The following is a 20,125-nucleotide window of genomic DNA, read 5'->3' as shown; positions in this document are numbered from 1 at the left end:
GATCTTCCACGACCCTATCCGCCTCCCTGCCTGCCCGCCCGCACCCTTCTGCTCGGCGGAACACCCCCGCAGGTATGAGGAGCGAGATCGTCCGCGTGCGCGAGGTGCGTCCGGCCGGCCGGACGGGAGGCTGGCCGCCATGACACGCACCACGATCCGGCTCACCGCCGCGTTCCTGGCCGCCGCCGCGGTCACCGCGACCGCCGTCCCGGCCGCCGCGTTCGAGCGCCCCGCCGCCGGGCGGGAGCACGCCGCGCGCGGCCACCTCGTCTCGGACACCCATCTCGGCACCATGTCCGCCGCGGAGGTGCGCACCTGGCTGGCCGCCGACGACTTCGACGCCGCATCCGTCGGCTATGGCGTGGACATCTACCGCCTCGTCTACCGGACGGTCGACACCCGCGGCCGGGCCACCACGGCCAGCGGCCTCCTCGTCCTGCCGCGCACCCGCGCACACCGCCTGCCGACGGTCTCCTACACGCACGGCACGACCAGCTACAAGCCGGACGCCCCCTCGACGTCGGGCGACGTGTGGGGCGCCGGGCCCGCCGTCACCTACGCCGCCGCCGGGTTCGCGGCGGTCGCACCCGACTACCTGGGCCTCGGCGAAGGCCCCGGCGTGCACCCCTGGAAGCACGTGCCGTCCGAGACGAGCGCGTCCCTCGACATGCTCCGCGCCGCCCGCCAGTTCGCGCCGCGCCGGGGCCACGCGCTGGACGGCAGGGTCTTCGCGACCGGGTTCTCGCAGGGCGCGTCGTCCGCGCTCGGCCTCGCCCGGGCCCTCCAGGAGGGCGCCGACCCCCGCTTCCGGCTCGCCGCCGTCGCGCCGATCAGCGGCGCGTACGACTTCCGGGGCGCCGAACTGCCGGCCCTGCTCGACGGCGACCTCGACCCGAAGCTGTCCGTCGCCTACACCGCGTACCTGCTCACGTCCTGGAACCGCGTCTACGGCGGCATCTACCGGACGCCGTCGGAGGTGTTCGAGGACGAGTACGCGGACCGCGTCGAGAAGTACTTCGACGGCACGACCCCCGGCCCCGTGATGCTCAAGGGCCTTCCGGGGACGCTCGATGAACTCCTCAAACCGCGCGGCCTCGACCTGCTGCGCGACCCGTCCGGCACCTTCGCCGAGGCGCTGCGCGTGGACGTGGAGGTCTGCACCGCCTGGACTCCCCGCGTCCCCGTCCGGCTCTACAAGATGGCCGCCGACGAGCAGGCGGTGACCGCCAACACCGACAACTGCGCCGCATCGTTCGGGCGGCGCGGCGCCCGCGTCGACGTCGTCGACCTGGACGACACCCTCTACGGGGGCTCCCGCCACCTCGGCTCCAACCTCGCGGGCACCGCCGAGGCCGTCCGCTGGTTCGCCGCCCTCAGGTGAAGTGGATGGCCTGGAGCTTGTCGGCGGCCGTGCGGTCGAGGACGGTGACGCCGGCGGCGGGCGGCAGGGGGTCGCCGCCGCGGGCGCGGTCGACGATCGGCCCCCAGCGGCGGCAGTGCCGGTTGAACGTCGCGGACGTCACGACGCGGCCCCGCGCGAACTGGCCCGCGCGGGCCGTCTCCGGGGCGACGTCGATGAGGATCAGGTGGAGCCGGCCGCCGCGCCGCCGCGCCAGCCAGGCGAACAGGTGCAGGATGTGCGGCCAGGTGCCGCGGGTGTGCGCGACGACGCCGTGCCCGGCGAGGACCGCGCGCCCGATGCGCCACACGTGCGTCGCGTGGACGATCGGCGTGCGCAGCCGGACCGGCAGGGGGCGCAGGAACCGCGCCCACCAGTTGCGGGACTGCCGCGAGTCGATCACCAGCGCGCCGCCGGCGGGCACCGGCGCCGTCTCGTCGCCGCGCAGCCCGTAGAGCCGGTCGAGCAGGGTGCTCTTGCCGGCCCCCGGCAGGCCGGCGACGAGCACGAGGGAGCCCGCCGGGTAGCGCAGCGCCGGCCCCGGATCCACCTCGTGGAGTTCGTGGATGGTCGTCTCCTGGTCTCGGCCCGGTGGTGAAGGGGCCAACGAACACCCCGCACCGCTTGTTCCGGGCCGGACGTCACCATCCCCGCGCGCGCCACTCCGGGAGCGAGGGCCGCTCGCGGCCGAGCGTGGAGTCCTTGCCGTGGCCGGGGTAGAACCAGGTGGCGTCGGGCAGGCGGTCGAAGACGCGCTCCTCGACGTCCGACAGCAGCTGCTTGAACCGCGTCGGGTCGCCCCAGGTGTTGCCGACGCCGCCCGGGAAGAGGCTGTCGCCGGTGAACAGGTGCGGGCGGTCGGCCAGCTCGCCGCCCGCGTCGTACAGCAGCGCGATCGAGCCCGGCGTGTGGCCGCGCAGGTGGATGACGTCGAGGGACACCCGCCCGAAGCGGATCGCGTCGCCGTGCTCGACGGGCTCGGCGACCGGCTCGGGCAGCGCGTCGGCGTCGCGGGGGTGCGCGGCGACCGGGGCGCCCGTGGCGCGCACCACCTCGCTCAGCGCCATCCAGTGGTCCTGGTGGCGGTGGGTGGTGACGACGCGGGTGAGGGGGCCGTCGCCGACCAGCTCCAGCAGCCGGGACGCCTCGTTCGCCGCGTCGATCAGCAGCCGCTCGCCCGTCGCCGTGCACCGCAGGATGTAGGCGTTGTTGTCGTACGGGCCGACGCTCACCTTCGTGACCGACAGCCCGGGCAGCTCCCGGGTGTCGGGGCGCCCGCCGGTCTCGACGTTCCCGGTGTAGGTCATGGGTCCTCCCCGTCGGTGGTGCGGAGACCATCTTCCATCATCGCGCGGCGGACGGCGCGCCGGGCCCGCCGACGGAATGAGTCGCCAGACGCAGCCGAACCGTGCGCGGGCGGACGGAAATCTCCCGCTTGCCACCGCACCATGGGAACTGGAAGATCAGGTTCGACGCGTGAGGACGGTGGAAGCGTTGGTGACCGCATTCCGTCCCGGACCGGACAGGGAGAAGCCCGAGGACCTCCTCGGGCACGCCTGCGAGCTGGTCCGGCTCAGCGGCAGGGACTCCGCCGTCGCCGCGGTGTTCCTCGCCCTCGTGCTCGCCGGGACCGCGTCCCGGCTCGCGGCCGGGCTGCCCGGCCTGCCCGCGCTGGCGCTGCTGCCGGTGCTCGCCGGCGCGTTCGCGGTCTCGGCCGGGTACGCCGCCCGGTCCCGCCGCACGCTGCTGGCGGTGCTCGGCGAGGTCCGCGCCCGCACCGGCTCGCCCGTCGACCCGGCCGTGCCGTGGACGCCGTTCGGGTCCGCGGTCGCGCTGGAGGACCGGGTCCGCGACGCGGAGCTGCGCCGGCTGCTGGCCGCCGCGCACCGCTGCGGCGAGCTGTCCTGGCAGGCCGTCGCCTGGGCGGCGGCCACCTCCGTGCTGTTCCTCTTCTGGACGCTGGCGGCGGCGATGGCGGGCGGGTGACCGGATTGACCGACCTCGGGCAGATCGACCACGTGCCGGACGTCCGGCCGGGCAGCTTCTGGGACCGGCTCGCCCCCGCCGACCGGCAGGCCCTGCGCGCCATGGGCCGCCGCACCGACATCCCGCCCGGCGGGATGCTGTGCCACCAGGGGTCGGTGGCCCCCGCCGTGTACGTGGTGTTCAAGGCGTCGCCGCGCGCGGCCAGCAACGCGGTCGCCAAGGAGTTCGTCGACTCCAGCGACGGCGACGAGTCGATCATCGATCTGTTCGGGGCCGGGGACCTGGTCGGCTTCCTCGGCCCGTGGGGCCATCCGCAGCGCGGCAGCGTCGCCGCGCTCGACCACGTCGCGGCGCTGCGCGTGGACCGCGCGACGTTCCGCAGCCTGCTGGCGGCGAACCCGCGGGTCGCCGAGGCGATGATGCACGCGATCTCCGAGAGCGTCACCTTCGGCGGCCGCCGCCACGCGGTCCGCGCCGCCGACCACCCGCAGCGCCTCGCCTACCACCTGCTGGAGCTGGCGCACCGGTTCGGCGAGCCCGGCCCCGGCGACGGGACGCGGATCCCGCTCAAGCTCAGCCAGGCCGAGCTGGCGAACTGGGCGGGGATCTCCCGCGAGACGCTCGTGCGGTGGTTCCGGTCCTGGCGCGCCAAGGGCATCCTGCACCAGCGGCCCCGGCCGCTGACCGTGCTCGACGTCGAGCGGCTGCGCCGCGCCGCCAGCCCCTGGGGGGACGAGTGGCCCGCCGCAGGCGCCGCGCCCGCCCGTCCCGCCGAGCCCGCCGAGCCCGCCGGGGACGCCGCGATCGCGGCGCGCGAGCCGGTGCGGCTGGAGCCGCCGGGCGGCCGCCCCACCGCGGTGCGGCTCCCCGCCGACAATCCCTTCTTCGCCGGACGGGCGGTCAGCCTGAGCAAGCTCGACCTGCTCGTCGGCCAGTCGGTGTGGCCGCGCGCGGTCGTCGTCCAGGGCATGGCCGGGGTCGGCAAGACGACGCTGGCGCTGCACTGGGCGCACCGCGTCGCCGACCGGTTCCCCGACGGCGCGCTGTTCGCCGACCTGCGCGGCACGACCCGCAGCCCCGTCACCCCGGCGGAGGCGATGGGGCAGGTGCTGCGCGCCGCCGGCGTCCCCGGCGACCAGCTGCCCCGCACCGAGGACGAGCTGGCGGCCCAGTGCCGGTCGCTGCTCGGCGGCCGGCGGATGCTGCTGATCCTCGACAACGCCGTCCAGCCCGAGCAGGTCAGGCCGCTGCTGGCGGCGGTCGCCTCCGGGCTGGTGGTGGTGACGAGCCGGCGGCGGCTGCCCGCGCTGCTGGAGGGCGCCGACGTCCGGACGCTGGAGCTGCGGGAGATGGCGACGCAGGAGGCGGTGGACCTCATCGCCAACGTCCTCGGGCCGGGCGACGCCCGCGTCCGCGACGAGCACCGGGCCGTCGAGCGGCTCGCCCGCGAGTGCGGGCACCTGCCGCTGGCGCTCGGCGTCATCGCCGGCCGGCTCGCCGAGAACCCCGGCGAGTCGATCGCCGGGACCGTCCGCGAGCTGGCCGCCCGGGACGCCCCCGGCGGCGCCCCGCCCGGGACGCCGGGGCCGGGGCTGAGCGCCGTCGTCGACCCGACGTTCGACGTCGCCTACCGCAGCCTGCGCCGCGACCAGCGGGAGGCGTTCCGCCGCCTCGGGCTCGTCGCGGGCCCCGACTTCACGCCCGCCGCGCTCGCCGCCCTCCAGGACCGGACGGCGGATGAGGCCCGCGAGTGCCTGGAGGGCCTCCGGCAGGCGTACCTCGTGCAGGACGTCGGCCCCGGCCGCTACCGGATGCACGACCTGCTGCGCGACTTCGCCCGCGAGCGCGGCCTCGGCGAGGACTCCGACGGCGAGCGGCAGGCGGCGCAGCGGCGGCTGCTGGCCGGCTACCTCGCCGACGCCCGCGCGGCCGGCGCGGCGCTGCCGGGGCGGCCCCGCCCCACCGTGCACCGGGGCGGGGCGCGGGGCCGCCCGTCGGCGGACGAGCGCGCGGAGGCGCTCGCCTGGTTCGAGGCCGAGCGGCGCAACCTGGTCGCCGCCGTCCACCAGGCCGCCCGGCTCGGCCTGCACCGCACCTGCTGGGAACTCGCCGACGCGCTGTTCGACTTCCAGGAGTTCCGCCGCTACAGCGAGGACAACATCGCCGTCCAGCAGGCGGGCCTGCACGCCGCCCGCACCGAGGAGGACTGGCCGGCGGCGGCCGTGATGCTGCACAACCTCGCGGTCGCCCACTTCGAGCTGGGCGCCTCCGTCGAGGCCATCGGCTACGGGGAGGACGCGCGCCGCGGGTTCCGGGCCGCCGACCCGCCCGACCCGTACGGGGACGCCGTCACGCTGGCCACGCTCGCGGACGTCCACGTCGTCCTCGGCCGCTACTTGACGGCGATCGACCACGCGCGGCGGTCCCTGGAGATCCACGAGCGGCTCGGCGACGACGGGGGAGTGGCCAAGAGCCGCAGCACGCTCGCCCGCGCGCACCTGGGCATCGGCGACTACGAGACGGCGCTGGAGCACGCCGACCGGGCGCTCGCCGTCCGGCGCCGGATCGACGACCAGGCGGGCGTGGCCGAGACCCTGATCACCGTGGCCGGCGTCCACCGCCGCCAGGGCAACGTCCACGAGGCCGTGACGCACGCGCTGGAAGCGCTGTCCATCCGGCAGGAGCTCGCTGACATGCACGGCGCCGCGCAGGCGCTGACCGAGCTCGCCCGCATGAACGCCGCGCTCGGCCTGCGCGACATGGCGCAGCAGGACGCCGAGCAGGCCCTGCGCACCTACCGCGCCCTGGGCGGACGCCACGGGGAGGCGCGCGCGCTGACCACGCTCGGGATGCTGATGTGCGAGGCCAGCAAGTTCGCCGAGGCGTTCACCTACTGCGGGGAGGCGCTGCGCCTGCACCGCGACACCAGCGACCGGCACGGCGAGTCCGAGGCGCTCGCGCAGATCGGGATCGTTCACTGGCGGCTCGGGCGGTACCGGGAGGCGCGCGAGCACCTGCTGCGCGCGCTGGAGATCCGCCGCGAGATCGGCGACCAGCACGGCGAGGCCCACGACCTGGAGCACCTGTCGGTCGTGATGCGCCGCCTCGGCCGCCCCCAGGAGGCCCTCGTCCTCGGCCTGGAGGCCCTCGACCTGTGGCACCAGCTCGGCGCGCGCAGCGGCATGGCCGGGACCCTCGGCAGCCTCGCCCGCACCTACTCCTGGCTCGGCCTGCCCGTGGAGGCCGAGCACGCCGCCCGGCAGGCGCTGCACCTGCGCCGGTCGGGCGGCGACTGGTACGGCCTCGGCGTCGGCCTGGACACCCTCGCCGCGGTGCTGCGCCGCGCCGGACGCCCGGAGGAGGCGCTCGCCGAGGAGTCGGAGGCGCTGCGCTTCCTCGGCGAGGTCGGCGACCGGCACAGCGAGGCCACCGGCCTGGTCCACCTCGCCGCCATCCACCTCGACCTCGGCCGCGCCGACGACGCCCTGGAGACCGGGCGGCGCGCCCTCGACCTCGCCGCCGAGCTGGGCGCCGCCCGCGAGCAGGCGCACGCGCTGCACACGATGGCCCGCGCGTCCCAGCTGCTCGGCAAGCACGCCCGCGCGGTCGAGCACGTCGGCGCGGAGATCGTCGTCCGCCGCGACATGGACGACCGGCGCGGCCTCCGGGCGGCGCTGGAGCTGCTCGGCGACTCCCACCGCGCGCTCGGCGACCGGGCCGCCGCGGCGGACTGCGCCCGGCGCGTCCGCGCCCTCGACAACCTGCTTGAATCGGAAAGATCACTCGACATGTGAAAAGTGAAGTTCGCGCGGAGCTCGTCCAATGATCGGCGACGGGCGGGGCTGGAGGACGGGCAGTTCTTTCCGCGGGACGCCGCGTTCACTTGACGAGGACACGTATGCGCGTCGCGGCCCCGGAGGGAAGGAGGCGAGAGGGTGGAGACCCCGTTCTGGGACGCGCTGAGCCCGCGTGCCAGGGAGGCGCTGCACGCCGCCGGAACCCCGGTGGTGATCAGGCCGGGCGCGTTCCTGATGCGCGAGCACACCCGCGCGTCCCAGGTCTTCGTGCTGCGCGCCGGCGCCGTGAAGGTCTGGGTGGACCGGGACGGCGAGACCGCCATCCTCGACGTCCTCGGCCCTGGCGACCTGGTCGGCGAGGTGGAGGCGGCGGACGACGGCATCCGGCACGCCAACTGCGAGGCGATGACCCGGGTGGAGGCGCTCGTGCTGCCCGCCGCCCGGTTCCGCGCCGTCCTGGACGCCCACCCCGGCGCGGTCTGGGCCGTCGCCGCCGTCCTCGCCGAGCGGCTGCGCGACGCCAACGACCTGCGCGTCGCCCATTTCCCCGACGACCCCGAGCGCCGCCTCGCCGGCCGCCTGCTGCGGCTGGCAGGGCGGTTCGGCACCCCCGTCAAGGAGGAGGGGCCGGACGGCGCGCCGGAGGAGAGCGTGCACGTCCAGATCCCGATCTCCCAGCAGGACCTCGGCCGCTGGGCCGGGATGGGCCGCCGGAAGGTCGCGCAGATCCTCGCCGCCGAACCGCTGCGCGACGGCCTCACCGTCGCGCGCAACGCGATCGTCGTCCGCTCCGCCGGCGCCCTGCGCCGCCTCGCCGGCCGCGACTGACGCTAGAACCCCGACGGGGGGTGCGGCCAGGGCGGCGGCACCGGCAGCGGGCCGTCCGGGCGGACGTGCACGCCCTCCCCGCCGGTGCGGCCGGACAGCCAGCCGAGCAGCGCCCGCCCCGACCCCGACGCCTCCGGCCCGCCCGCCGCCCAGCCGAGGTCGGCGGACTCCCCGGAGTCGGTCGCGGTGATCCGGTACCCGGCGAGCTGGCCGCGCGACTTGCCCGGCAGGGCCGCCATGTCCGCCAGCGTCGCGGCCGCCGCCCACCGGACGTAGGGCTCGGGCCAGTCGGCGGCCCCGTAGCCGGCGGCGAGGTCGACGTGGTGGGCCTCCACCTCGTTCCACCGGCGGTACACCGTGTACCAGGCCGGATGCGCCCAGCCCTGCATCGCCTTCACCGGAGCGTTCCAGACCTCCTCGGGCAGGCTCCGGGCCTGCTCGGCGAACCGCTCGGCGGTCGCGCGGACGTCCGCGACCAGCTCGGCGCCGCTGCGCCCCGCGCCCGCGTCGAGGTCGGCGTTGCGCTTGTCCAGGCTCGGGTACTGCGGGATCTCCACGCCCGTCCGCGCCCATTCGAGCAGGTTCCACAGGGAGTCGGCGTTGCGGGCGATGTGCGTGGCGACATGGCCCCGGCTCCACCCCGGCAGCGCCGACGGGCCGCGCAGCCCGGCCTCGCCGAGCCCCTCCAGCGTCCCGATGATGCGCTCCGTGCCCGCGTCCAGCTCCCCGATCACGCCCCGCCAGTCCATGACCCCTCCTCGGCCGGAAACGACGCTCCATCCTGTCGCACCCGCCCGTCCCGTGCCAGAGTGGTGATCATGGACCTTCCGATCTGCGCGACCTGCGGCGCCCAGTACGGCGGACCCCGGCCCGACTGCCCCATCTGCGAGGACGAGCGCCAGTACGTCGGCTGGGACGGCCAGCGGTGGACGACCCTCACCGAGCTCCGCGAGAACCACCGGGCGCGGATCGCCGAGGAGGGGCCGGGCATCGTCGGGATCGGCACCGAGCCGTCCTTCGCCATCGGCCAGCGCGCCCTGCTGCTGCGCGCCCCGTCCGGCAACGTCCTCTGGGACATGATCACCTACCTGGACGACGACCTGGTCCGCCGGGTGAACGACCTCGGCGGCGTCTCCGCGATCGCGATCAGCCACCCGCACTACTACGGCACCATGATCGAGTGGGCGCACGCGTTCGACGCCCCCGTCTACATCCACGAGGCCGACCGCCGGTGGGTGGCCCGCCCCGACGACGCGGTCGTCTTCTGGGAGGGAGACACCCACGAACTGGCGGACGGCCTCACGCTCATCAACGCCGGCGTCCACTTCGACGGCGGCCAGGTGCTGCACTGGCGGGACGCCCGCGCCCTGTTCTCCGGCGACATCCTTCAGGTCGTCAACGACCGCGACTGGGTGAGCTTCATGTACAGCTACCCGAACTACATCCCGGAGCGGCCCCGCACCGTCCGGCGCGCGCTGCGCCTGCTGGAGCCCTACGACTTCGACCGCGTCTACGGCGCCTGGTGGAAGAAGATCGTCTACACCGACGGCAAGGACGCCGTCCGCCGCTCCGCCGACCGCTACCTCAGCTACGCCCTGGACGACGAGTAGCCCCTGGAGGGGGTGCCCCGTGGGGCGCGTGGGGTTCGGGTGTTGTGGTGGCGGGCGATGTTCGAACACGTGTACGGTTTGGTGTGCCGTCCGGACCGGTGGGGACGGGCGGGTAGCTTCGTGAAATGCGGCGGCGGGCGCCGTCGTTACAGAGTCGGGGGATTCTGTCCTACCCCGTGGCTAGCCTTGAGACGGCCCGTCTCTCTCCAGATCGCCGCGCCCCAGAAGAGGAACCGGATTCACACCGTGCATGACCGACTCATCGTGCGTGGAGCACGCGAGCACAACCTGAAGGACGTCTCGCTCGACCTCCCGCGGGACTCCATGATCGTGTTCACCGGTCTGTCGGGGTCCGGCAAGTCCAGCCTGGCGTTCGACACCATCTTCGCCGAGGGGCAGCGCCGGTACGTGGAGTCGCTGTCGGCGTACGCCCGGCAGTTCCTCGGCCAGATGGACAAGCCCGACGTCGACTTCATCGAGGGGCTGTCCCCGGCGGTGTCGATCGACCAGAAGTCGACCAGCAAGAACCCGCGGTCGACGGTCGGGACGATCACCGAGGTGTACGACTACCTGCGGCTGCTCTACGCGCGGATCGGGCACCCGCACTGCCCCGAGTGCGGCCGGCCGATCAGCCGGCAGGCGCCGCAGCAGATCGTCGACCGGGTGCTGGAACTGGAGCCCGGCACCCGCTTCCAGGTGCTGGCGCCGGTGATCCGCGGGCGCAAGGGCGAGTACCTGGAGCTGTTCCGCGAGCTGCAGTCCAAGGGCTACTCCCGGGCGCTGGTGGACGGGCAGATGATCCGCCTGGACGAGCCGCCCAAGCTCAAGAAGCAGGAGAAGCACGACATCTCCGTCGTGGTCGACCGGCTCTCGGTGAAGGACTCCGCGCGCCAGCGCCTCGCCGACTCGGTGGAGACCGCGCTCGGGCTCGCGGGCGGCACGATCGTCCTCGACTTCGTCGACCTCCCCGAGGACGACGAGCAGCGCACGCGGATGTACTCCGAGCACCTCTACTGCCCCTACGACGACCTGTCGTTCGAGGAGCTGGAGCCCCGCTCGTTCTCGTTCAACTCGCCCTACGGCGCCTGCCCCGACTGCACCGGGCTGGGGACGCGCATGGAGGTCGACCCCGAGCTGGTCGTGCCGGACGAGGAGCTGACCCTCGGCGAGGGCGCCATCCAGCCGTGGTCGAACGGGCACGTGAGCGACTACTTCCTGCGGCTGCTGTCGGCCCTCGGCGACGCCATGGGGTTCGACCTGAACACCCCGTGGCACAAGCTGCCCGCCAAGGCCCGCAAGGCCGTCCTGAACGGTCACGAGACCCAGGTCCACGTGCGGTACAAGAACCGCTACGGCCGGACGAGGTCGTACTACACCGCCTACGAGGGCGTGATCCCCTACATCCAGCGGCGGCACGCCGAGTCCGAGAGCGACTCCAGCCGGGAGCGGTTCGAGGGCTACATGCGCGAGATCCCGTGCCCGACGTGCGAGGGCGCCCGGCTCAAGCCGGTCGTGCTGGCCGTCACCATGGGCGGGATGTCGATCGCCGAGGTCGCCGCGCTGCCGATCGGCGAGGCCGCGAAGTTCCTGCTGGCGCTGGAGCTGAACGAGCGCGAGAAGAAGATCGCCGAGCGGGTGCTCAAGGAGATCAACGCCCGGCTCGGCTTCCTGCTGGACGTCGGCCTCGACTACCTCACCCTCGACCGGGCGTCGGCGACGCTCGCCGGCGGGGAGGCGCAGCGCATCCGGCTCGCGACGCAGATCGGGTCGGGCCTGGTCGGCGTCCTCTACGTGCTGGACGAGCCGTCCATCGGCCTGCACCAGCGCGACAACCACCGGCTGCTGGAGACGCTGATCCGGCTCCGCGACATGGGCAACACGCTGATCGTCGTGGAGCACGACGAGGACACCATCGCCGCCGCCGACTGGATCGTCGACATCGGCCCCCGCGCGGGCGAGCACGGCGGCGAGATCGTCGTGTCCGGCACCGTCGAGGACCTGAAGAAGTCCGACCGCTCGCTGACCGGCGCCTACCTCGACGGGCGGCGCGAGATCGCCGTCCCGCAGATCCGCCGGCCGCGCGCCAAGGGCCGCGAGGTCACCGTCAAGGGCGCGCAGCAGAACAACCTGCGCGACGTGGACGTGGCGTTCCCGCTCGGCGTCCTCACCGCCGTCACCGGTGTGTCGGGGTCGGGCAAGTCGACGCTGGTCAACGACATCCTCTACAACTCGCTCGCCAAGAAGCTGAACGGGGCGAAGACCGTCCCCGGCAAGCACAAGCGGGTCAACGGCGTCGACCAGCTCGACAAGGTCGTGCACGTCGACCAGTCGCCGATCGGGCGCACGCCGCGCTCGAACCCGGCGACCTACACCGGCGTGTTCGACCACATCCGCAAGCTGTTCGCGCAGACCACCGAGGCGAAGGTGCGCGGCTACCAGCCGGGCCGGTTCTCCTTCAACGTCAAGGGCGGCCGCTGCGAGAACTGCTCCGGCGACGGCACCATCAAGATCGAGATGAACTTCCTGCCGGACGTCTACGTCCCGTGCGAGGTCTGCCACGGCGCCCGCTACAACCGGGAGACCCTGGAGGTCCACTACAAGGGCAAGACGATCTCCGAGGTGCTCGACATGCCGATCGAGCAGGCCACCGAGTTCTTCGAGCCGATCAAGGCGATCCACCGGCACCTGAAGACGCTCAACGACGTCGGCCTCGGCTACGTCCGGCTGGGCCAGCCCGCGCCGACCCTGTCGGGCGGCGAGGCGCAGCGCGTCAAGCTGGCGTCCGAGCTGCAGAAGCGCTCCACGGGGCGCACGATCTACGTGCTGGACGAGCCGACCACCGGCCTGCACTTCGAGGACATCCGCAAGCTCCTCGGCGTGCTGAACGGCCTGGTCGACAAGGGCAACACGGTGATCGTGATCGAGCACAACCTGGACGTCATCAAGACCGCCGACTGGATCATCGACATGGGCCCCGAGGGCGGCTCCCGGGGCGGCACGGTCGTCGCCGCGGGCACCCCCGAGGACATCGCCGCGGTCGAGGCCAGCCACACCGGGCAGTTCCTCAAGAAGATCCTCGGCTAGACCGGGGCCGGTTCGAGGCGCCCGCGTCCGTCCACCAAGATGGACCCATGGCAGAGAACGCGACGCCCCGGGCTGCCGGGGACGGGGACATCGGGCGCCGTGCGGTGCTGTACGGCGGCGCCGGGGTGGTCGGCGCGGCCGCGCTCGCCGGGTGCGCCTCCGGCAACGAGGTGAAGTCCGCGCAGGACCTCAAGGGCAAGGAGATCGCGAAGGCCGCGGACGTCCCGGTCGGCGGGGGGAAGATCTACGGGGACGAGAAGGTCGTCGTGACGCAGCCCACGCAGGGCACCTTCAAGGCGTTCACGGCGGTCTGCACCCACCAGGGCTGCACGGTGGGCAGCGTGAGGCAGGGGCTGATCAACTGCCCGTGCCACGGCAGCGATTTCAAGATCACGGACGGCTCGGTGGTGAAGGGCCCGGCGGACAAGCCGCTGCGGGAGTACCCCGTCCAGGTGCGGAACGGCGGCATCGTCGTCACCTGATGTTGGTTCCGGTTTGAACCATCCGGCGCGCCCGTCCGTGTTTCCCGGTGACGGATCGATCGAGGGAACCACCGGAGGGGCGAGCATGGCAGAGGCGTCCGAGACGCAGGCGGACGGGACGGAGCAGGCGCCGGGGGAGCCGCGCAGCCGCAGGACGCTGCTCGTCGGCGCGGGGCTCGCGGGCGTGGCCGGGCTGGCGGCCGCGTGCGGCGGGTCCGGTGACGGCGGCGGCGGGTCCGGCGGCTCGGACGCCGGTTCCGGGGCGGAGCCGGGCGCGGGCGGGGCGGCCGGAACCGCGCTCGCGTCCGCCGGCGAGATCCCGGTCGGCGGCGGCAAGGTGTTCGAGGACGCCAAGGTCGTCGTGTGCCAGCCGGAGCAGGGCCGGTTCACGGCCTTCTCCGCCGCCTGCACGCACCGCGGCTGCAGCGTCGGCTCGGTGTCCGGCGGGACGATCAACTGCCCCTGCCACGGCAGCAAGTTCAAGATCACCGACGGCTCGGTGGCGAACCCGCCCGCCGACGAGCCGCTGGAGGCCAGGAAGGTCACCGTTCAGGGCGACAAGATCATGCTTGCCTGAGCCGCTTCGGCGGCGGGCCGTCCCCGGCCGGGTCGGCCCGCCCGCCGTCGGCGTCGTCCGGCGCGTTCACGCCGGCCGAGGCGCCGCCCTCCGTGCCCGGCGGGACATCCGGCGCCGCCCCGTCGGGGGAGGGCGCGGCGCCGTCGGCGACGGGGACCGACCCGACCCGGAACCGGGGGACCGCCTCCGGGTGGTGGTCGCGGATGTAGGCGATGAGATGCTCGCGGATGTCGCAGCGCAGGTCCCAGGTGCTCGCCGAGTCGGCGGCGCTCATCAGCGCCCGCAGCGTGATCAGCCCGTTCGGCTGGGTCTCCACGACCTGCAGCACCCATTCGCGCCGGTCCCACAGCGGGTTGTCCTGGAGCGCCGAGTACAGCTCGGCCCGCAGCTCCTCGACCGGCACCGTCCAGTCCACGTGCAGCTCCACCGACCCGAGCAGGCGGCTGGAGTGCCGGGTCCAGTTCTCGAACGGCTGCTCGGTGAAGTGCGACACCGGGAAGATCATCCGCCGGTCGTCCCAGAGCCGGAGCACCACGTACGACAGCGTCAGCTCCTCGACCCGCCCCCAGGTGCCCTGGGTGACGACGATGTCGTCCAGCCGCAGCGCGTCGCTGAACGCCAGCTGCAGCCCGGCGAGCAGGTTGCCGAGGGTGGGCCGGGCGGCGATGCCGACGACCAGCCCGGCGACGCCCGCCGAGGCCAGCACCCCGGCGCCGACCGCGCGCACGCCCGGGAAGGTGAACAGCGCCGCGCCCACCGCGAGGACCACGATCAGCACGGCCGCGATCCGGCGCAGCAGCAGCATCTGGGTGCGGGCGCGCCGGGCCCGCCGGTTGCGCTCGCCCTCGATCCGCATCAGCCGCTCCAGCGGCGGGTCGCTCAGCGCGTACCCGATCCGCAGGACCAGCCAGGTGGTGGCGCCGATGGCCGCGATCCGCAGCACGTGCCGGACGGCGCCGTCGGGCTGCCCGTGCAGCAGGTGGTAGGGCATCGCGGCGTTGGCGCTGACGACCGCCGCGAACGCGAACGCGGGCGCCGCGACGCGGCGGGCGACCCGGCCCGCGCCCGGCCAGCGGTGCGACAGCCGCCCGGCGAGCAGCCGGCGCCCCGCCTCCACGACGACCGCGGACGTGGCGACGACGCCCGCCAGGACGACCCACGCCCAGAGAGCGGACATGTGCGCGGCGACCTCCTCCGGCGATCGACGACCTCCGTTCGACCTTCTCTTTCCGCTGCCTTTGCGGTCATCCGACCCGGAAGGGAGATCTATGTCACCCCCGCGCCGTCCCGGATCGGGCCGGACGCGCACGGGAGCACGGCGTGTCGGTACCGCCCACTAGGCTTTTGAGCGTGGCAGATCCGGCGACCTACCGACCCGCACCCGGCTCCATCCCGGAGTCCCCGGGGGTGTACCGCTTCCGCGACGAGCACGGCCGGGTCATCTACGTGGGCAAGGCGAAGAGCCTGCGCTCGCGGCTGAACTCCTACTTCGCCGACTTCTCGGCGCTGCACCCGCGCACGCAGACCATGGTGCGGACCGCCGCCCGCGTCGACTGGACGGTCGTCGGCACCGAGGTCGAGGCCCTCCAGCTGGAGTACTCCTGGATCAAGGAGTTCGACCCCCGGTTCAACGTCCGCTACCGGGACGACAAGTCCTATCCGTACCTCGCCGTCACCCTGAACGAGGACTTCCCGAGGGTGATGGTGATGCGCGGCGCGAAACGCAAGGGCGTGCGCTACTTCGGGCCGTACTCGCACGCGTGGGCGATCCGGGAGACGGTCGACCAGCTGCTGCGCGTGTTCCCCGTCCGGACGTGCAGCGCCGGCGTGTTCAAGCGGCAGCACCAGCTCGACCGGCCCTGCCTGCTCGGCTACATCGGCAAGTGCTCCGCGCCGTGCGTCGGCCGCGTCTCGCCGGCCGAGCACCGCCTGCTCGCCGAGGACTTCTGCGACTTCATGGCGGGCAACACCTCCCGGTTCACCCGCCGCCTCGAACGCGACATGCGCGAGGCCGCCGCGTCCCAGGAGTACGAGCGCGCCGCCCGGCTCCGCGACGACATCCGCGCGCTGGAGCGGGCCCTGGAGAAGCAGGCCGTCGTGCTGCCCGACAGCACCGACTGCGACATGATCGCCTTCGCCGAGGACGAGCTGGAGGCGGCCGTCCAGGTGTTCTACGTGCGCGGCGGCCGCATCCGTGGGCAGCGCGGCTGGGTGGTCGACAAGGTCGAGGAGGTCACCACCGCCGACCTGGTGGAGAACTTCCTCATCCAGATCTACGGCGAGATCGAGTCGGTGCCCCGGGAGGTGCTCGTCCCGGCGCTGCCGCCCGACGCGGACGCCATGGCCGAGCTGCTGTCGGAGCAGCGCGACGGCCCCGTGCGGCTGCGCGTCCCGCAGCGCGGCGACAAGAAGGCCCTGCTGGAGACGGTGGCCCGCAACGCCCACGAGGCGCTGAAGCAGCACAAGACGCGCCGCGCGTCCGACCTCACCACCCGCAGCCGCGCCCTCCAGGAGATCCAGGACGCCCTGGAGCTGGACGAGGCGCCGCTGCGCATCGAGTGCTACGACGTGTCGAACCTGCAGGGCACCAACGTGGTCGCGTCCATGGTCGTGTTCGAGGACGGCCTGGCCCGCAAGAGCGAGTACCGCCGGTTCACGATCAAGGCCGTCGAGGGGCAGGACGACGTCCGCTCCATCCACGAGGTGATCAGCCGCCGGTTCCGGCGCTACCTCGCCGAGAGCGAGAAGATGGGCGAGCTCGACCACTTGGGCGATCCCGAGGAGGAGGGCGCGCACCAGCCGATCGATCCCGAGACCGGCAGGCCGCGCAAGTTCGCCTACCCGCCCAACCTGGTGATCGTCGACGGCGGCCCGCCGCAGGTCGCCGCCGCGCAGCGCGCCCTCGACGAGCTGGGCGTGGACGACATCGCGGTGTGCGGCATCGCCAAGCGGCTGGAGGAGCTGTGGCTGCCCGGCGAGGCCGATCCGGTGATCCTGCCGCGCAACAGCGAGGGCATGTTCCTCGTCCAGCGGGTACGCGACGAGGCGCACCGTTTCGCCATCACCTTCCACCGGCAGCGGCGGTCCAAGTCCATGACGGCCAGCGAACTCGATAACGTTCCGGGTCTGGGCCCGGCGCGGCGCGCGGCGCTGCTGAAGCACTTCGGCTCGCTCAAGCGGCTGAAGGACGCGACGCCCGAGCAGGTCGCCGAGGTCCCGGGGATCGGCATGCGCAGCGCCGAGAGCATCGTCGCGGCGCTGCACGGCGGTACCGTCCCGGCGCGCGAGGCGGCGGGCGGCACGGGCGACGGGGAGCACAGGGGGAGACGGGGATGACCAGCGAGACGAAGATCCCGGACATCGTGATCGTGACCGGCATGTCGGGGGCGGGCCGCAGCACCGCGGCCAAGTCCCTGGAGGACCTCGACTGGTACGTGGTCGACAACCTGCCGCCGGGGCTGCTCGCCACGATGGCCGACCTCGGCGGCCGGGTGAAGGACGCGGTGCCCCGCATCGCGGTCGTGGTGGACGTGCGCAGCCGCGCCTTCACCGCGGACCTGCACTCCTCGATCGCCGAGCTGGAGGCGCGCGGCGTCCACCCGCGGGTGGTGTTCCTGGAGGCCGGCGACGCCGACCTGGTGCGCCGGTTCGAGAGCGTCCGCCGCCCGCACCCGCTGCAGGGCGACGGCCGGCTGGTCGACGGCATCGCCCGCGAGCGGGAGCTGGTCCGCGAGGTGCGCGCCGAGGCCGACCTGGTGATCGACACCAGCGGGCTCAACGTGCACGAGCTGCGCAACAAGATCATCGGGTTCTTCGGCAACGACACCGGCGAGTCCAGCCTGCGCGCCACCGTGGTGTCGTTCGGCTACAAGTACGGCCTGCCGGTCGACGCCGACCTCGTCGTCGACTGCCGGTTCCTGCCGAACCCGCACTGGGTGCCGGAGCTGCGCCCGAAGACCGGCCGCGACACCGCCGTCCGCGACTATGTGCTCGGGCAGCGCGGCGCCAAGGAGTTCCTGGACGCCTATTCCGAGGTCCTGCGGCTCCTCGCCGACGGGTACGAGCGCGAGGGCAAGCACTACGTGACGCTCGCCGTGGGATGCACCGGTGGAAAACACCGTAGTGTGGCCATGGCGGAACAGATCGCCGCCCGGCTGCGGGACGAGGGCATCGAGGTGCAGGTCGCCCACCGTGACCTCGGCCGCGAATGAGCACCCGCGGGTCCCGGACGAGGAGAGAAACGGCACGGTGAAGCCTTCTGGCTCGACGGAGGGCCCGAAGGTCGTCGCGCTCGGCGGCGGCCACGGCCTGTACGCCTCCCTGTCGGCGCTGCGCCGCGTCACCGACCGGCTGACGGCCGTCGTCACCGTCGCCGACGACGGCGGCTCCAGCGGGCGGCTCCGCCGCGAACTGGGCGTGCTGCCGCCCGGCGACCTGCGGATGGCGCTCGCCGCCCTCTGCGGCGACGACGAATGGGGCCAGACCTGGCGGGACGTCGTCCAGCACCGGTTCGGCAGCGAGGGCGATCTGAAGGACCACGCCGTCGGCAACCTGCTGATCGTCGCGCTGTGGGAGCTGCTCGGCGGCGCCGGGACCGCCGGCTCCACCGTCGCGGGCCTCGACTGGGTCGGCCGGCTGCTCGGCGCGCACGGCCGCGTGCTGCCGATGGCGGCCGTCCCGATGGACATCGTCGCCGAGGTCCGCGGCGCCGACCCGGCCCGCCCCGGCGAGGTCACCCGCGTCAAAGGGCAGGTGGCGTGCGCGAAGACGCCCGGCAGCGTGCTCGGCATCTCGCTCGTGCCCGCCGACCCGCCCGCGTGCCCCGAGGCGCTCGCCGCCGTCGAGGACGCCGACTGGATCGTGTTCGGCCCCGGCTCCTGGTTCACCAGCGTCCTGCCGCACCTCAAGGTGCCCGCGCTGGCCCGCGCCCTCACCACCGCCCGCGCCCGCCGCGTCGTCGCGCTGAACCTCGCGCCGCAGCCCGGCGAGACCGACGACTTCTCGCCGCAGACCCACCTGGAGGTCCTGCAGGCGCACGCCCCGGACCTGCGGGTCGACGTCGTCCTCGCCGACGGCGGCGTGGTGGACGACCCGGCCGCGCTCGACAAGGCCGTCCAGGCGCTCGGGGGGCGGCTGGTCCTCGCCGACGTCGCCGCCGACGACGGCTCGCCGCGTCATGAACCCGCCCGGCTGGCCCAAGCCTTGGTACAGATTTTCAGCGAGTGACATCCCGCGTGGTCGGCATCGGCCACACTGCTGGGAGTCCGATAGGGGGAGGGTTCATCAGATGGCGATGACCGGTGTGGTCAAGGACGAGCTGAGCAGGCTCACGGTCATGAAGCCGTGCTGCCGCAAGGCCGAGGTCTCGACGCTGCTGCGGTTCGCGGGCGGCCTGCACCTGGTCAGCGGGCGGATCGTGATCGAGGCCGAGATCGACACCGGCGTCGCGGCACGGCGCCTGATCAAGGACATCGCGGAGGTGTTCGGGCACACCTCCGAGGTCGTCGTGCTCGCGCCCAGCGGGCTGCGCAAGGGCAACCGCTACGTCGTCCGCGTGTTCCGGGACGGCGAGTCGCTCGCCCGGCAGACCGGGCTCATCGACAACAACGGCCGGCCCGTCCGCGGCCTGCCCCGGCACGTGGTCGCGGGGGCGGCCTGCGACGCCGAGTCGGCCTGGCGCGGCGCCTTCCTCGCACACGGCTCCCTCACCGAGCCCGGCCGCTCCATGTCGCTGGAGGTGACCTGCCCCGGCCCCGAGGCCGCGCTCGCCCTCGTCGGCGCCGCCCGCCGGCTCAAGATCCACGCCAAGGCCCGCGAGGTCCGCGGCGTCGACCGCGTCGTCGTCCGCGACGGCGACGCGATCAGCGCCCTGCTCACCCGGCTCGGCGCGCACGACAGCGTCCTCGCCTGGGAGGAGCGCCGCATGCGCCGCGAGGTCCGCGCCACCGCCAACCGCCTCGCGAACTTCGACGACGCGAACCTGCGCCGCTCCGCCCGCGCCGCCGTCGCCGCCGGCGCCCGCGTCGCCCGCGCCCTGGAGATCCTCGGCGACGACGCCCCCGACCACCTCGTCAAGGCCGGCCGCCTCCGCCTGGAGCACAAGCAGGCGTCCCTGGAGGAACTCGGCCAGCTCGCCGACCCGCCCCTCACCAAGGACGCCATCGCCGGCCGCATCCGCCGCCTCCTCGCCATGGCCGACAAACGCGCCACCGACCAGGGCATCCCCGGCACCGAGGCCAACCTCACGGCGGACATGCTGGGGTAGTTGTGTTTCCCAGGGGGGCGACCCCCTGGAACCCCCGTTGCGAGCCGGTCGATCCTCACGCCACGGTTTCGGTTCTTGTGACCGTGCGGTTTGCGGC

16 protein-coding genes are annotated in these 20,125 nt (G+C 73.9%); 12 read left to right on the top strand and 4 right to left on the bottom strand.

Features of this window, described 5'->3' with window-relative positions:
• The first annotated feature begins 139 nt into the window (after positions 1–139).
• Complete coding sequence (locus ACGFI1_RS33330; protein WP_392791135.1) at positions 140–1,381, top strand: hypothetical protein; 1,242 nt, start codon at positions 140–142, stop codon at positions 1,379–1,381.
• Here the strand turns inward: ACGFI1_RS33330 and ACGFI1_RS33325 are convergent.
• Entirely contained in the window at positions 1,374–2,006 is a 633-nt protein-coding gene (locus ACGFI1_RS33325; protein WP_386865222.1) for an ATP-binding protein, read from the bottom strand. The genes ACGFI1_RS33330 and ACGFI1_RS33325 overlap by 8 nt on opposite strands.
• Before the next feature lie 34 nt (positions 2,007–2,040).
• Positions 2,041–2,706 (bottom strand): MBL fold metallo-hydrolase, encoded by a 666-nt coding sequence (locus ACGFI1_RS33320; RefSeq protein WP_138640634.1) that lies wholly within the window; start codon positions 2,704–2,706, stop codon positions 2,041–2,043.
• 190 nt (positions 2,707–2,896) lie between these two features.
• On the opposite strand from ACGFI1_RS33320, the gene ACGFI1_RS33315 reads away from it, so the two are divergent.
• The 3 genes from ACGFI1_RS33315 (at position 2,897) to ACGFI1_RS33305 (ending at position 8,010) form a co-directional block, all read left to right on the top strand.
• Positions 2,897–3,385 (top strand): hypothetical protein, encoded by a 489-nt coding sequence (locus ACGFI1_RS33315; protein WP_392791132.1) that lies wholly within the window; start codon positions 2,897–2,899, stop codon positions 3,383–3,385.
• Positions 3,382–7,179 (top strand): tetratricopeptide repeat protein, encoded by a 3,798-nt coding sequence (locus ACGFI1_RS33310; protein WP_392791130.1) that lies wholly within the window; start codon positions 3,382–3,384, stop codon positions 7,177–7,179. The genes ACGFI1_RS33315 and ACGFI1_RS33310 overlap by 4 nt, the downstream gene beginning before the upstream one ends.
• Positions 7,180–7,320: 141 nt before the next feature.
• On the top strand, positions 7,321–8,010 hold the full coding sequence (locus ACGFI1_RS33305) for a Crp/Fnr family transcriptional regulator (protein ID WP_387069841.1): 690 nt from the start codon (positions 7,321–7,323) through the stop codon (positions 8,008–8,010).
• Positions 8,011–8,012: 2 nt separating this feature from the next.
• Here ACGFI1_RS33305 and ACGFI1_RS33300 read toward each other — a convergent pair whose 3' ends face one another.
• On the bottom strand, positions 8,013–8,759 hold the full coding sequence (locus ACGFI1_RS33300) for a maleylpyruvate isomerase family mycothiol-dependent enzyme (RefSeq protein WP_392791127.1): 747 nt from the start codon (positions 8,757–8,759) through the stop codon (positions 8,013–8,015).
• A 69-nt stretch (positions 8,760–8,828) separates the two neighbouring features.
• On the opposite strand from ACGFI1_RS33300, the gene ACGFI1_RS33295 reads away from it, so the two are divergent.
• The 4 genes from ACGFI1_RS33295 to ACGFI1_RS33280 all read left to right on the top strand — a co-directional run bounded on the left by ACGFI1_RS33295 (position 8,829) and on the right by ACGFI1_RS33280 (position 13,763).
• The gene (locus tag ACGFI1_RS33295) at positions 8,829–9,620 is read left to right on the top strand and encodes an MBL fold metallo-hydrolase (protein ID WP_386865231.1); all 792 of its coding nucleotides are present in this window, start codon (positions 8,829–8,831) and stop codon (positions 9,618–9,620) included.
• 246 nt (positions 9,621–9,866) lie between these two features.
• Positions 9,867–12,704 (top strand): excinuclease ABC subunit UvrA, encoded by a 2,838-nt coding sequence (gene uvrA, locus ACGFI1_RS33290; RefSeq protein WP_138639620.1) that lies wholly within the window; start codon positions 9,867–9,869, stop codon positions 12,702–12,704.
• Between the two features lie 47 nt (positions 12,705–12,751).
• Positions 12,752–13,186: a Rieske (2Fe-2S) protein gene (locus ACGFI1_RS33285; RefSeq protein WP_364551321.1), complete on the top strand. Its 435-nt coding sequence runs from the start codon at positions 12,752–12,754 to the stop codon at positions 13,184–13,186.
• 85 nt (positions 13,187–13,271) lie between these two features.
• Positions 13,272–13,763 carry a Rieske (2Fe-2S) protein gene (locus tag ACGFI1_RS33280; protein WP_387069845.1) on the top strand — a complete coding sequence of 164 codons (492 nt, stop codon included), beginning with the start codon at positions 13,272–13,274 and terminating at the stop codon, positions 13,761–13,763.
• Here ACGFI1_RS33280 and ACGFI1_RS33275 read toward each other — a convergent pair.
• Complete coding sequence (locus tag ACGFI1_RS33275; RefSeq protein ID WP_392791124.1) at positions 13,750–14,940, bottom strand: mechanosensitive ion channel family protein; 1,191 nt, start codon at positions 14,938–14,940, stop codon at positions 13,750–13,752. The two genes, ACGFI1_RS33280 and ACGFI1_RS33275, sit on opposite strands and share 14 nt — an antisense overlap.
• A gap of 173 nt (positions 14,941–15,113) precedes the next feature.
• Here ACGFI1_RS33275 and uvrC point away from each other — a divergent pair, with 173 nt between their 5' ends.
• From uvrC to whiA, 4 genes are all read left to right on the top strand, one after another.
• Positions 15,114–17,099, top strand: coding sequence for an excinuclease ABC subunit UvrC (uvrC, locus tag ACGFI1_RS33270; protein WP_138639617.1), 1,986 nt, complete (start codon positions 15,114–15,116; stop codon positions 17,097–17,099).
• Positions 17,096–17,974 carry an RNase adapter RapZ gene (gene rapZ / locus ACGFI1_RS33265; RefSeq protein WP_138639616.1) on the top strand — a complete coding sequence of 293 codons (879 nt, stop codon included), beginning with the start codon at positions 17,096–17,098 and terminating at the stop codon, positions 17,972–17,974. The genes uvrC and rapZ overlap by 4 nt, the downstream gene beginning before the upstream one ends.
• Before the next feature lie 37 nt (positions 17,975–18,011).
• Positions 18,012–18,989: a gluconeogenesis factor YvcK family protein gene (locus tag ACGFI1_RS33260; RefSeq protein ID WP_171069278.1), complete on the top strand. Its 978-nt coding sequence runs from the start codon at positions 18,012–18,014 to the stop codon at positions 18,987–18,989.
• A gap of 61 nt (positions 18,990–19,050) precedes the next feature.
• The gene (gene whiA / locus ACGFI1_RS33255) at positions 19,051–20,028 is read left to right on the top strand and encodes a DNA-binding protein WhiA (RefSeq protein WP_138639614.1); all 978 of its coding nucleotides are present in this window, start codon (positions 19,051–19,053) and stop codon (positions 20,026–20,028) included.
• Positions 20,029–20,125 lie beyond the last annotated feature (97 nt).

Origin of the sequence: Actinomadura geliboluensis (genome assembly GCF_043197915.1) — a bacterium.
Taxonomy (GTDB): domain Bacteria; phylum Actinomycetota; class Actinomycetes; order Streptosporangiales; family Streptosporangiaceae; genus Spirillospora; species Spirillospora geliboluensis.
Note: the sequence above shows the minus strand (reverse complement) of the source record. Positions and strands in the feature narration are given on the sequence as shown.

Excerpts from the sequence above, each read along its gene's own strand:
- ACGFI1_RS33330 (WP_392791135.1), top strand. The coding sequence starts at position 140 with ATGACACGCACCACGATCCGGCTCACCGCCGCGTTCCTGGCCGCCGCC.
- ACGFI1_RS33320 (WP_138640634.1), bottom strand. The coding sequence starts at position 2,706 with ATGACCTACACCGGGAACGTCGAGACCGGCGGGCGCCCCGACACCCGG.
- ACGFI1_RS33300 (WP_392791127.1), bottom strand. The coding sequence starts at position 8,759 with ATGGACTGGCGGGGCGTGATCGGGGAGCTGGACGCGGGCACGGAGCGC.
- ACGFI1_RS33295 (WP_386865231.1), top strand. The coding sequence starts at position 8,829 with ATGGACCTTCCGATCTGCGCGACCTGCGGCGCCCAGTACGGCGGACCC.
- ACGFI1_RS33285 (WP_364551321.1), top strand. The coding sequence starts at position 12,752 with ATGGCAGAGAACGCGACGCCCCGGGCTGCCGGGGACGGGGACATCGGG.
- ACGFI1_RS33280 (WP_387069845.1), top strand. The coding sequence starts at position 13,272 with ATGGCAGAGGCGTCCGAGACGCAGGCGGACGGGACGGAGCAGGCGCCG.
- ACGFI1_RS33275 (WP_392791124.1), bottom strand. The coding sequence starts at position 14,940 with ATGTCCGCTCTCTGGGCGTGGGTCGTCCTGGCGGGCGTCGTCGCCACG.
- rapZ (WP_138639616.1), top strand. The coding sequence starts at position 17,096 with ATGACCAGCGAGACGAAGATCCCGGACATCGTGATCGTGACCGGCATG.
- whiA (WP_138639614.1), top strand. The coding sequence starts at position 19,051 with ATGGCGATGACCGGTGTGGTCAAGGACGAGCTGAGCAGGCTCACGGTC.